Source organism: Roseomonas sp. F4 (assembly GCF_053891155.1).
In genome coordinates this window covers 442,324-454,269 of record NZ_JBSSHK010000006.1, presented here as the reverse complement: position 1 = coordinate 454,269, position 11,946 = coordinate 442,324, and the positions used below count along the sequence as shown (strand labels likewise).

The window sequence follows — 11,946 nt, the reverse complement described above, 5'->3', positions numbered from 1 at the left end:
ACGTGCCATGAACGGCACCGGCGTCATCGACAGCTTCCTCGACGTCTTCACCCGCTACATCGACAGCGGCTTCGGGCTGCTCGGCGGCGAGGTGGCCTTCCTTGCCGCGACGCTCATCGTCATCGACGTCACACTCGCCGCCCTGTTCTGGGCCTGGGGAGCCGACGACGACATCATCGCCCGCCTGATCAAGAAGACCCTCTTCGTGGGCGTCTTCGCCTGGATCATCGGCAACTGGAATTTTCTGGCTCAGGTCATCTTTGACAGCTTTGCCGGCCTCGGCCTGATCGCCTCTGGCTCGAGCATCACCGCCCAGCAGCTGCTCCAGCCCGGCCGCGTCGCGCAGGTCGGTCTCGATGCCGGGCGGCCGCTGCTCCAGGCGATCTCCGGATTGATGGGCTATATCTCCTTCTTCCAAAACTTCCTGCAGATCTTCGTCCTGCTCTTCGCCTGGGCGATCGTCCTGCTGTCCTTCTTCATCCTGGCGATCCAGCTCTTCGTGACGCTGATCGAGTTCAAGCTGACGACGCTGGCGGGCTTCGTGCTGGTGCCCTTCGGGCTGTTTGGCAAGACGGCCTTCCTCGCCGAACGCGTGCTCGGCAACGTCGTCTCCTCCGGCGTCAAGGTTCTGGTGCTGGCCGTGATTATCGGCATCGGCTCAACGCTCTTCACGCAGTTCACCGCGGGCTTCGGCGCCAACCAGCCGACCATCGACGAGGCGATGTCCATCGTCCTCGCCGCGCTGGCGCTGCTGGCACTCGGGATTTTTGGGCCGGGTATCGCCAATGGGCTGATCTCCGGCGGGCCGCAGCTCGGCGCTGGCGCGGCGGTCGGCACGGGCCTCGCGGCGGGGGGCGCCATGGTCGCCGGCGCGGCTGCCGTGCGCACGGGCGCGGCCGTGGTGGGTGCAGCAGGATCGGCCATCGGAGCCGGCGCGCGCGGCTCGGCCTACGCACTCGGCGCCGCGAGCACCGCCTACCGCAGCGGGGGCGCCTCGGGCGTTGCGATCGCCGCGGGCTCAGCCGCCATCAGCCCGCTGCGCAGCGTGGCGGGGAGCCTTCGCGCCAGCCACGCCGCCGGCAGCACGACTGTCTCCGACGCCGGCTCGCCGCCCGCCGACCCGCCACCATCCTCCGGTGCCCCGGCCTGGGCCCGCCGCATGCGGCGCGGCCAGGCGCTCAGCCACGGTGTCACGACCCTCGGCCACGCCATCCGCTCGGGTGACGGCGGCGGCGCCGGCACTTCCATCCGCCTCTCGGAGGATCGCTGATGTTCCGTCGCCCGTCCGTCCGCTACGGCCGCACCCCCGAGCCCGAGACGCCCTACCAGCGCGCCGCCCAGGCCTGGGATGAGCGCATCGGCTCCGCTCGCGTCCAGGCGCGCAACTGGCGCCTCATGGCGCTGGGTGAACTTGCCCTGATCGCCGGCTTGGCGGCCGCCCTGGTCTGGCAGTCCGCCCGGGGCACCATCGTGCCCTGGGTCGTGCAGGTGGACCGGCTCGGCGAGGCGCAGGCGGTCGCCCCCGCCGTCGCGAGTTTCCGGCCGACCGACCCGCAGATCGCCTGGCACCTTGCGCGCTTCATCGAACAGGTGCGCGGCATCGCCGCCGACCCGATCATCGTCCGCCAAAACTGGTTGCGCGCCTATGACTTCGCGACCGACCGCGGCGCGCTGGCGCTGAACGACTTCGCCCGCGTCAGCGACCCCTTTGGCCGTGTCGGGCGTGAGCAGGTCGCAATCGAGGTCTCCAGCGTCATCCGCGCCTCCGACGACAGCTTTCGCGTCGCCTGGATCGAACGGACCTACGAGAACGGGCAGCTCTCTCGTACCGAGCGCTGGACCGCGATCCTGACCATTGTCGTGCAGCCCGCACGCGATGCCGAGCGTCTGCGCAGGAACCCTCTCGGCATCTTCGTCCACGCCATCAACTGGTCACGGGAGCTCGGGCAATGAGGCAGGCACATATCATCCTGGCGCTGCTTCTCCTTGGCGCCTGCGCCTTCCGCCCGCCCGAGATCAGCTACGATGACGAGCCAATCCAGGCGACGCAGATACCGGAGCCGCCGCGATCGGTTGAGATCGTCGAGGTGCCAACGCCGCTACCGCTGCCAGGGCAGCTTCAGCGGCTCCCGCCCTCAAGGCGCACAGCCGAGCCGCCCGATCCCACCGTCCGAGTCAACCAGGCCAACGCCGCGGCCCGGGTACAGCCGCTCCGGGCTGGCTTTATCAACGCGGTGCAGGTCTACCCCTTCACGCCCGGCGCGCTCTACCAAGTCTACACAGCGCCCGGCCAGGTCACGGCCATCATGTTGCAGGAGGGCGAGACGCTGGTCGGCAATGGCCCCGTCGCCGCCGGCGACACGGTGCGCTGGATCATTGGCGACACCGAAAGCGGCACGGGTCCTGCGCGCCGCGTGCACATCATCGTCAAGCCAACGCGGCCCGACCTCACCACCAACCTCATCATCAATACCGACCGGCGCACCTACCTGCTGGAGCTGCGCTCCACCGAGCGCACCTTTATGGCCTCGGTCTCCTGGCAGTATCCGCAGGACGCGCTGATCGCTCTGCGCCGGCAGAATGCTGCGGCGCCCGTCGAGCAAGGACTCGATCTCTCGCGGCTGCGCTTCCGCTACGAGGTCGAGGGCGACAGCCCGGCCTGGCGGCCGCTGCGCGCCTTCGACGACGAGCGGCAGGTCTTCATCGAGTTCCCGCGCGGCATCGGCCAGGGCGAGATGCCGCCGCTCTTCGTCATCGGGCCGAAGGGCGAGGGGCAGCTGGTGAACTACCGCGTCCGGCAGAACTTCATGATCGTCGACCGGCTCTTCGCCGCGGCGGAGCTGCGCCTCGGCGACCGCCAGCAGCGCGTACGCATCGTGCGCACCGACGGCCGGGCGCGATGAGCGGGGCGGCACCGGAACGGGGCGGGAGCGAGCGCGACATCGCGGCGGCACTGCGCCTGCGCCCCGATCCGCCCAGGGTTATGCGGCTCTCCCGGCGGGTGTTGATTGGCCTTGGCGTCGCGGCCGGGCTCGGGATCGGCGGGGCGCTGATCGTGGCACTACAGAGCCGCAGCGGCGGCGAGGGCCCGCGCGAGCTCTACAGCACCGACAGGAATCCGGAGGCCGATGGCCTTGCCAACCTGCCGCGCGACTATGCGGGCATTCCGCAGCTGGGGCCGCCGCTGCCAGGCGATCTGGGCCGCCCGATCCTGCGCGCCCAGGAACGCGGTCAGCCGGTCGTGCCGCCGGCGATGCCGACAACCGCCGATCCTGCCGAGCAGCGCCGGCTACAGGAAATCGAAGCAGCGCGCACCAGCCGGCTCTTTGTGCAGGTCGAGGCGCGAGGTGCGCCGCGCGGCGCCGAGCCGGTCGGGCCGCAAGCTGTGGAACCCGGCGCATTGCCCATAGGCCAGGATGCGACCGATCGTCGCACCGCCTTCCTCGGAGGCCAGGCGGATCGGCGCACAACCTCAGCGGACCGCCTTCAGGCACCGGTTAGTCCGTTCGTCATCCAGGCCGGCAGCGTCATCCCCGCGGCGCTGCTCACCGGCCTCCGCTCCGACCTGCCCGGGCAGATCACCGCCCAGGTCACTGCAAACGTCTTCGACAGCCCAACGGGGCGGCATCTGCTCATCCCGCAGGGCGCGCGCCTGATCGGCGCCTACGACAGCCGGATCAGCTTCGGGCAGCGGCGCATCCTGCTGGCCTGGAACCGGCTGATTCTACCCAGCGGCCGCTCCATCGTGCTGGAGCGCATGCCGGGTACCGATGAGGCGGGCTATGCGGGGCTTGAGGACGGCGTCGACCACCATTGGGGACAGCTCTTTTTAGCCGCGGGCCTCGCGACACTGCTCAACCTCGGCCTGGAACTGGGCCAGGACGACGAGAGCGACATCGCCCGCGCCATCCGCGAAAGCGGCCAGGATACCGTCGGCCGCGCCGGCGAGGAGATCGTCCGCCGGCAGCTCTCGGTCCCGCCGACGCTGACCGTACGCCCGGGCTTCCCGGTCCGCGTCATCGTCCACCGCGATCTCGTGCTCGAACCGTATGGAGGCTGACCCATGCCGAAGCTAAAGCTCGGTCCGATCCTCGACGACCGTCCGGTCAAGCTCACCGTGGAGCTGCCGGCCGGACTGCATCGCGACCTGGTCGCCTACGCCGACGCGCTCTCACGCGAAACCAGCCAGCCGGTGGAGCCGACGAAGCTCGTAGCGCCGATGATGGCCAGCTTCTTGGCGAGTGACAGGGGGTTTCGCTCGGCCCGAAAGCCCGCGCCTAAGTCACGCATGCCGCAGCCTCAGACGCCGCCACGGGACCTCTGAGTGGCCCGAAGTAGCGCCAGGAACCGACGCAGGGCAGGGTTGTCTCGCTTGGGATCCCAATAGGCCGCAGCCTCCACCATCGTCGGCCCTGCCTCGTCACCGACTGGCCGGAACACGACGCCAGGATAGGATGCGCCCGAAGCGGACTCCGCGAGCACGGCAACGCCGAGCCCCGTGCCGACCAGGTTGAACATGCCCTCCCGACTGACATCGTGCGTCGCGAAGCGGGCTGGGTGCTCGTGAGGCAGCATCCTCTGGACCGTGGCGCGGGCCTCCCGTCCGGATCCACGGGATGTGGTGATGAATGTCTCGCCCGCGAGGCCCCGCCACGGGACCAGGTCCGAGGCGGAAAGGGGATGGCCCTCATTCAGGGCGACCATGCCTGTCTCCTGCCATAGTGCAAGTCGGTCCAGGCCCGTTTCGTCGTGGGGCCCGAGGAGGATCGCGACGTCTGTTCGGCCGCGGCGCAGTTCGCCAAGTAGGTGTTCGCGATCGCCCTCGACCACCGAAATTTCGACATGACGATTCCGTGCCACAAAGCGTAGGAGGGCATCGCGGAAGCGACCGCTCGAGGCCGAGAAGTAAGTGCCGATGACAAGCTGGCCGACCAGGCCAGAGCCCGCTGCTCGGGCTGCACCGGCCGCACCATCGAGCTCGGCTAGCATCCGGCGCGCGGCCTCCAAAAACCGAGCGCCCGCCGCGGTTGGCCGAAGACCTGACGTTCGCCGCTCGAACAGAGACACGCCCAGCTCATCTTCCAGAAGGGCGATCCGTCGGCTGACGACTGAAGCGGTAATGTTGGCGGCTTTAGCCGCGAGTCGAATGCTACCGTGACGCTCGACATGGATGGCGAGCTGAAGCGTCCGGAGATTGATCGATCCGTTTAGATGCCCTGGTACGGGGCCTAAACCGCGCTTTCCTTCCACCGCCACCGGCCACAATTTCGGCCGACCCCGACCCGCGCACGCCTTGGAGCGCAATCAACCTCAGCAGGACCGGCCTTGATTTAAAGGTTATCCTGCCGAACCTGCCTGAGCCTGCGATTTGGCTGCAATCACATTTCGGCGGGAAGGGCTGAGTTTGCGCGCTCGGGGGGGATCGGTAAGCCCCCCTTGCCTGACCGCGTGAGCGGTCGCCGGCTCAGAGTGTGGGCTCGAAACTGGCAGGCCAAGCCGCCGCGCATGCACCGACTAACTCAGGGCCGGTTTCAACCGCATGCTTCCGTGGTGCTTCCGTGCGCCTGCGCGACACGCTCCGGCCCGGAAGTGCTTCCACTAGCGCGTTGATTAGTGTAGATAAGTTGGCGGACCCGAAAGGATTCGAACCTTCGACCTCTGCCTTCGGAGGGCAGCGCTCTATCCAGCTGAGCTACGGGTCCTGGCCGCAACCTCCATAGCCCGGCCAAACGGCTTGGGGAAGTCCCGATCAACCGTGCATCAGCCGCCGTTTCACGTAGCGCCCGGTGCCCATGGCCGCGGGGTCCAGCGCCCCGTCACGCAGCGCCGGAAGGCCGCGGACCAGGGTATGCACGACGCGGCCGGTCAGCTCCCAGCCCTCATACAGGGAGTATCCAGCGGCGGAGAGCACCTCCTGCCGCTCCACCACCCAGCGCGCCTTCAGGTCCACCAGGGCCAGGTCGGCGTCCAGCCCCCGCGCGATCCGCCCCTTGGAGGACAGGCCCATGGCCCGCGCCGGCCCCTCCGCCACCAGTTCGGCGATCCGCGCCAAAGGCAGGCCGCGCCTGGCATGGCCCTCGGAGAGCAGGACGGGCAGCATCGTCTCCATCCCCGGGCAACCCGGGGAGGCCTTCCAGATGCCGCCTTCCTTGCCGGTCAGGTCGCGATGCACATGGTCCGTCGCCACCGTGTCGACGCTCCCATCGGCCAGTGCGGCCCACAGCGCCTCCCGGTCCGCAGCCTCCCGCAAGGGCGGGTTGATCTTGCCGATCACGCCGCCTTCCCAGCCGATGTCATGGGTCAGGTAATGCGGGCAGGTCTCGATGAAGATGCGGCCGCCGGCGGCGCGCTGGCGCAGCGCGGCCTCTAGCGCGGCGGCGGAGGAGGTGTGGACGATATAGACCGGCGCCCCCGCTTCTCGCCCCACCAGTCCCGCGCGCTGCACCGCATCCGCCTCGACGAAGGGGGGGCGGGAGGCGTTCCAGCTTGCCAGCCCGCCCTTGCCCTCCGGGTCCGCCGCCATGATCCGGGCGCGCCGGACCCAGGCGAGTTCGATGTTCTCGGGATGCGGGCAGACCATGCCGCCATGCGCGGCGGCCGCCTCCGCCAGGCGCAGCAGGAAGCCGTCATCGATGTCCGGCAGGCCGAGGCGCTTTCCCTCGCCGCCGCGGTTGTTCATGAAGATCTTGAAGCTCGGCGCGCCATAGTCGCGGGCATAGAGCGGCACCTCGGCCAGCTGCGCCTCGGTGGAGATGATCGGGTGGAAGCCGAAATCGATGCGCGACCCCGCCTCGGTGACGGCCACCACCTCCTCCCAGAAGGTCGAGAAGGGATCGGTCGCCATCAAATAGGGCAGGAAGCAGGTGATGCCGCCCGCCGCCGCCGCCCCACTCTCCCGCGCCGCATCCTCCGGGACCCGGGGACGGGAGATGTCGGCGCCGTGGCCGAGGTGCAGATGCGCGTCGATCGCCCCCGGCAGCGCCACCAGCCCGGTGATGTCCCAGACCTCCGCCGCCTCCGCCGCCGCGCCCGGGGCGAGCAGGGCGGCGATGCGGCCCTCCGCCACGGCGATGTCGCAGGCGGTCGGGCCGAGCCCCGGCAGCACCGCGGTTCCGCCGCGCAGCAGCAGGTCGTGGCGGGTCACGGCAGGGCGCCCAGCGCCGCCAGCGCCTCGTCCGTCGGCATCACATCGGCGTATTTCGCCGCCATGTCGAACAGGTTCACGGCGTGGGAGGTGGCGGAGCGGTCATAGACCGCGTCCTGCGGCACCAGCACCCGCCAGTTATAGGCAAAGGCATCGACGACGGAGCCGCGCACGCAGCCGCTGGTGGTGCAGCCGGTGACCACCAGCGTGTCGACGCCGAGATCCACCAGGTAGCTGGCCAGCGGCGTGCCGAAGAAGGCGCTGGGGTGCTTCTTAGGCAGCAGGATGTCACCGGGCTGCGGCGCCACCTCGGCGACGAAGGCGTAGCTTTCCTGCGGCACCGTCATCAGCGCCGGCACCTTGGCCGCCAGCCGGCCGGTGTCGAAGCTCTCCTTGGGCGAGACATGGGGGTACAGCACCGGCCAGCCCCGGCTGCGGAATAGGGCCATCAGGCGCTGAATCTGCGCCACCGCCTCCCAGCCGACCTGGCCGCAACTCGTGGGGTATTCCTTCACCGCGTCCCAGAAGGGCATTGGGCGGGTGCCGATGGTGCGGTACTGCACGTCGATCACCAGCAGCGCCGGCTTGCGGCCGAGCCCGGCGCGGCGACCGAAGCCGGCGGCGTTGTAGGCCCGCTGCTCCTCCTCCGAGATGATCCCATCCCACGGCTTCATGCGTCGCTCCCCCGGGCGCTTTGCGGGTGGCGAGGATGGCCGACCGCACACAAGATGTATCCTAGAAATGACCATCTCCGCAAATGATCTGGCCCGCCACTGCCGGGTCGTGGCACATGCCCGGGCATGCAGGATGACCCCTTCGACCTGATCCTCGCCGATCTGCGGATCGCCGGCGCCGCCCCCGAGCTGGGCTTGGTGGACCTGGGCCTTCGGGCCGGCCGAATCGCCCGCATCGCCCCAGCCAACACCCTGCCTGGCGACAGGGTGGAGGCCTGCGGCGGGCTGCTGGCGCTGCCCGGCCTGGTGGATGGGCATATCCATCTGGACAAGACCTTCCTCGGCCTGCCCTGGATGCCGCATCGGCCGGATGGCAGCGTCGCCGGCAGGATCGCCGCGGAAAAAGCGCAGCTGCGCGCCATCGCCGAGCCCATGGCGGTGCGCGCCCGGCGACTGGTGGACAAGATCTCCGCCCAGGGCACCACCGCCATCCGCACCCATGTCGACGTGGATTCCGACACCGGCCTGAAGGGGTTGGAGGCGCTGCTGGCGCTGCGCGAACAGGTGGCGCATCTGCTGTCGATGCAGATCGTCGCCTTCCCGCAATCCGGCGTGGTGCGGCATGCCGCGGTGCTGGAGGCCGCGGTGGCCGCCGGCGCCGATCTGGTGGGCGGCCTCGACCCCGCCGGCATCGATGAGGATATCGAGGCGCAGCTCGCCATCGTCTTCGGCATCGCCGAGCGCCATGGCGTGCCCATCGACATCCATCTGCACGACCCCGGCGAGCTGGGCGCCTTCGAGCTGCGCCGCATCGCCGCACGGACCAGGGCGGCCGGACTGCAAGGGCGCGTCGCCGTCAGCCACGCCTATGCGCTGGGCGAGGTCGCGGAGGGCACGCTGGCCCGCACCGCCGCCGCTTTGGCGGAAGCCGGCGTCGCCATCATGACCAATGGCCCGGGGCCGGAGGCGATTCCCCCGGTGAAGCGACTGGTGGCGGAGGGCGTCACGGTCTTCGTCGGCTCCGACAATATCCGCGACGCCTGGTCGCCCTATGGCCATGGCGACATGCTGGAACGCGCCCGCCTGGTCGGCTATCGCGCCGCGCTGCTGACCGATGCCGAACTGCGCCTGGCACTGGACCTCGTCACCACCGCCCCCGCCCGGGTGATGGGCCTGCCCGCGCCCCTGCTGGCCGAAGGCGCCCCCGCCGATCTGGTACTCGTCGCCGCCGGGGATGTGCCGGAAGCCGTCGCCGGCGCCCCGCCCCGCGCCTTGGTGGTCAAGGCCGGCCGCATCGTGGCTCGCCCGGCCGGCTAAACCCCCAGCCGCGCCCAGGCCGCCCTTTCCTCCACCGCCGCCATCGCCCCTTCCGCCAGAGTTGCGCCCGACAGCAGCCGCAGCGGCCAGGGTGGCCGGCGCCCACCGATGTTCAGCAATTGCGCCTTCTCCCCGAAGCGGGCGCGCAGATCGGCCGAGACCTCCCCCAGCCGGTCCGCCAGCCCCAGCTCCACCGCGCGCTTGCCGATCCAGAAGCGGCCGCTGAACAGCTCCGATTCCGGCGCCGTCAGCTTCGCGCCACGCCGGCTGCGGACCCAGTCCCGGAAGGTCTCGTGCAGGTCGTTCAGCAGCGCCTCCAGCCGCGCCACATCCTCCGGCTCCTCCGGCCGGAAGGGGTCCAAGAAGCTCTTGTTCTCGCCGGCGGTGTGCAGGCGGCGGCGCACGCCGATACGGCCGATCGCCTCCTCCAGCCCGAAGCCGGCGCTGATGACGCCGATGGACCCCAGAATGCTGGCCGGGTCGGCCACGATCTCATCCGCCGCGCAGGCCAGCCAATAACCGCCGGAGGCCGCCGCATCCTCGACATAGGCGGTGACGGGGACCTTCTTTTCCTCCGCCAGCCGGCGGATGCGCTGGGCCACAAGGCTGGACTGCACCGGGGACCCGCCGGGCGAGTTGATGATCAGCGCCACGGCCGACAGACGCTTGATAGCGAAGGCGCGCTCGATCAGCGGGCCGGTGGCCTGGGCGCTGATGCCGGCGGCGGCGAAGGCGCTGGCCGGGCGCGCCGCGATCAGGCCGGACAGCCGCAGCACGGCGATACGGGGGGCTTTGGACAGGAAGGGAATCTGCATCCTTCCCAGATACGCCGCCGCCCCCGCGGAACAAGGCGCCACCCCTTCCGCCCGGCCTCGTGACGGGTCATTGTCCGGACAACATCTCCCGAGGGTTCCCGATGGCCAAGCCTTCCCCTGTCCTGATTGCCGGCGCCGGACCGGTCGGCATGGTCGCCGCCGCCTATCTGGCCGGAGAGGCTATTCCCGTCACCGTGGTGGAGCAGGCGCGGGAGCTGCCGAGCGACCTTCGCGCCTCCACCTTCCACCCGCCGACGCTCGACATGCTCGGCAAATTCGGCGTGGTGGACAGCCTGATCGAACAGGGGCTGGTCTGCCCGAACTGGCAGTTCCGCGACCGCGCCACCGGCCCCATCGCCACCTTCGACATGGGCGTGCTCTCCGCCGACACCGACCATCCCTATCGCCTGCAATGCGAGCAGTGGCGGCTGACGCAGATGCTGCGCGACCGGATGGCGGCGAATCCGGATGTCACCTTCATCTACGACGCCCGCGCGGCGGATGTGGCGCAGGATGCGGATGGCGTGACTCTGACCATCGAGCGCGCGGATGGCAGCACGGAAAAGCTCTCCGGCAGCTACCTGATCGGCGCCGATGGCGCGCGCAGCGCCGTACGCCGCGCGGTGGGCACGGAATTCCGCGGCCAGACGATCCCCGAAATCTTCCTCTCCATGTCCACCACCTTCCCCTTCCATGAGGCGATCCCGGACCTCGCGGATATCTCCTACATCTCCGACCCGCAGGAATGGTTCGTACTGCTGCGCACCGCCTCGCTCTGGCGCGTGCTGTTCCCCACCGATCCGGAGGAGACGGAGGAACAGATGACCGCACCGGCGCGGATGAACGAGCGCCTTCAGGCGGTGGTGCCGAACCCGAAGGGCTATGAGGTGGTGCATCGCACCGGCTACCGGGTGCATGAGCGGGTGGTGGACGATTATGTCCATGGCCGGGTCTTCCTGGCCGGCGATGCCGCCCACATCAACAACCCGCTCGGCGGCATGGGCATGAATGGCGGTATCCATGATGCCTTCAACCTGGCGGAAAAGCTGACCGCCGTGTGGAAGGGTGCCGACCTTTCCAGCATGGGCCGCTACCAGCGCCAGCGTCGCAAGGTGGCGCTCGACGTCGTGCAGCAGCAGGCGCTGCGCAACCGGCAGATCCTGAACCAACGCGACCCCGAAGCGCGCCGCGCCTATCACGACGAGCTGCGCGCCACCGTGGCGGACTCGGCGAAGCACCGCGCCTATCTGCTGCGCTCGTCCATGATCCAATCCCTGCGAGACCTGGAGAGCGTGGCATGAGCGGACATCCCGAGGCCGAGATCTACCACCGCCAGGGCATGGGCCAGACCGCCGGCATGGGAAAGCGGCCGGCGCTGGTCATGGTCGATTTCGTCGTGGGTTTCGCCGACCCCGAGCATTTTGGTGGCGGCAACATCGCGCCCGCCATCGAGCAGACCGTGAAGCTGCTGGCCTTCGCCCGCGCCCATGGCTGGCCGGTGGCGCATACCCGCGTGGTCTATGCGGAGGATGGCTCGGATGCCGGCGTCTTCACGCTGAAGGCGCCCTCCCTGCTGAAGCTGACCGAGCATTCGCCGCTGTCGCAGATCGTGCCGGAGCTGACGCCTGTTCCGGGCGAACACATCGTGCGCAAGCAGGGCGCCAGCGGCTTCTTCGATACCAACCTCGCTTCCTGGCTGCGCTACCAGGGCGCCGATACGCTGGTGGTCACGGGCTGCACGACCAGCGGCTGCGTGCGCGCCACCGTGGTGGACAGCCTGCAGCACAACTTTCGGACCATCGTCGCGACGGATTGCGTCGGCGACCGCGCGATCGGGCCGCATGAGGCGAACCTGTTCGACATGGGCCAGAAATACGCGGATCTGATGACACGGTCGGAGATCGAGGCAGCGGCGGGGTAGACCGCAGGCTCTGCCAATGCCCTGCCGGGGGATAGCGGCCCGACGATCGAAAATGCGGCCGATTGCGCGCCCGGC

Annotated in this window: 12 protein-coding genes and 1 tRNA gene; 8 read left to right on the top strand and 5 right to left on the bottom strand. The window is 69.6% G+C overall.

Going from position 1 to position 11,946, the window contains the following annotated elements:
* Positions 1-7 precede the first annotated feature (7 nt).
* The 5 genes from trbL to ACVFYP_RS25155 are packed head-to-tail and all read left to right on the top strand — an operon-like array spanning position 8 to position 4,324.
* Positions 8-1,270, top strand: a complete 1,263-nt coding sequence (trbL, locus tag ACVFYP_RS25175; RefSeq protein ID WP_305672312.1) for a P-type conjugative transfer protein TrbL — start codon at positions 8-10, stop codon at positions 1,268-1,270.
* The gene (gene trbF / locus ACVFYP_RS25170; protein WP_168049709.1) at positions 1,270-1,953 is read left to right on the top strand and encodes a conjugal transfer protein TrbF; all 684 of its coding nucleotides are present in this window, start codon (positions 1,270-1,272) and stop codon (positions 1,951-1,953) included. Before trbL ends, trbF begins: the two co-directional genes overlap by 1 nt.
* Positions 1,950-2,903 carry a P-type conjugative transfer protein TrbG gene (gene trbG, locus ACVFYP_RS25165; protein WP_168049708.1) on the top strand — a complete coding sequence of 318 codons (954 nt, stop codon included), beginning with the start codon at positions 1,950-1,952 and terminating at the stop codon, positions 2,901-2,903. Before trbF ends, trbG begins: the two co-directional genes overlap by 4 nt.
* Positions 2,900-4,060, top strand: a complete 1,161-nt coding sequence (locus ACVFYP_RS25160) for a TraB/TrbI/VirB10 family type IV secretion system protein (RefSeq protein ID WP_168049707.1) — start codon at positions 2,900-2,902, stop codon at positions 4,058-4,060. Before trbG ends, ACVFYP_RS25160 begins: the two co-directional genes overlap by 4 nt.
* Before the next feature lie 3 nt (positions 4,061-4,063).
* Positions 4,064-4,324 carry a DUF2274 domain-containing protein gene (locus ACVFYP_RS25155; protein WP_168049706.1) on the top strand — a complete coding sequence of 87 codons (261 nt, stop codon included), beginning with the start codon at positions 4,064-4,066 and terminating at the stop codon, positions 4,322-4,324.
* On the opposite strand, the gene ACVFYP_RS25150 is transcribed toward ACVFYP_RS25155, so the two are convergent.
* The 4 genes from ACVFYP_RS25150 to ACVFYP_RS25135 form a co-directional block, all read right to left on the bottom strand.
* Complete coding sequence (locus ACVFYP_RS25150) at positions 4,300-5,256, bottom strand: LysR family transcriptional regulator (protein ID WP_168049705.1); 957 nt, start codon at positions 5,254-5,256, stop codon at positions 4,300-4,302. The two genes, ACVFYP_RS25155 and ACVFYP_RS25150, sit on opposite strands and share 25 nt — an antisense overlap.
* A 369-nt stretch (positions 5,257-5,625) precedes the next feature.
* Positions 5,626-5,702, bottom strand: a tRNA-Arg gene (locus ACVFYP_RS25145).
* A gap of 47 nt (positions 5,703-5,749) precedes the next feature.
* On the bottom strand, positions 5,750-7,144 hold the full coding sequence (locus ACVFYP_RS25140; protein ID WP_499202979.1) for a dihydroorotase: 1,395 nt from the start codon (positions 7,142-7,144) through the stop codon (positions 5,750-5,752).
* On the bottom strand, positions 7,141-7,818 hold the full coding sequence (locus tag ACVFYP_RS25135) for an isochorismatase family protein (protein WP_499202978.1): 678 nt from the start codon (positions 7,816-7,818) through the stop codon (positions 7,141-7,143). Before ACVFYP_RS25135 ends, ACVFYP_RS25140 begins: the two co-directional genes overlap by 4 nt.
* A 126-nt stretch (positions 7,819-7,944) precedes the next feature.
* Between ACVFYP_RS25135 and ACVFYP_RS25130 the strand changes: the two genes are divergently transcribed.
* Positions 7,945-9,135, top strand: a complete 1,191-nt coding sequence (locus ACVFYP_RS25130; RefSeq protein ID WP_499202977.1) for an amidohydrolase — start codon at positions 7,945-7,947, stop codon at positions 9,133-9,135.
* Here ACVFYP_RS25130 and ACVFYP_RS25125 read toward each other — a convergent pair.
* Positions 9,132-9,950, bottom strand: coding sequence for a S49 family peptidase (locus ACVFYP_RS25125; RefSeq protein WP_499202976.1), 819 nt, complete (start codon positions 9,948-9,950; stop codon positions 9,132-9,134). The two genes, ACVFYP_RS25130 and ACVFYP_RS25125, sit on opposite strands and share 4 nt — an antisense overlap.
* 101 nt (positions 9,951-10,051) lie before the next feature.
* On the opposite strand from ACVFYP_RS25125, the gene ACVFYP_RS25120 reads away from it, so the two are divergent.
* Both ACVFYP_RS25120 and ACVFYP_RS25115 read left to right on the top strand, forming a co-directional pair.
* Positions 10,052-11,251 (top strand): FAD-dependent oxidoreductase, encoded by a 1,200-nt coding sequence (locus tag ACVFYP_RS25120; RefSeq protein WP_499202975.1) that lies wholly within the window; start codon positions 10,052-10,054, stop codon positions 11,249-11,251.
* Positions 11,248-11,871 (top strand): isochorismatase family protein, encoded by a 624-nt coding sequence (locus tag ACVFYP_RS25115; RefSeq protein WP_499202974.1) that lies wholly within the window; start codon positions 11,248-11,250, stop codon positions 11,869-11,871. Before ACVFYP_RS25120 ends, ACVFYP_RS25115 begins: the two co-directional genes overlap by 4 nt.
* The last annotated feature ends 75 nt before the right edge of the window (positions 11,872-11,946 follow it).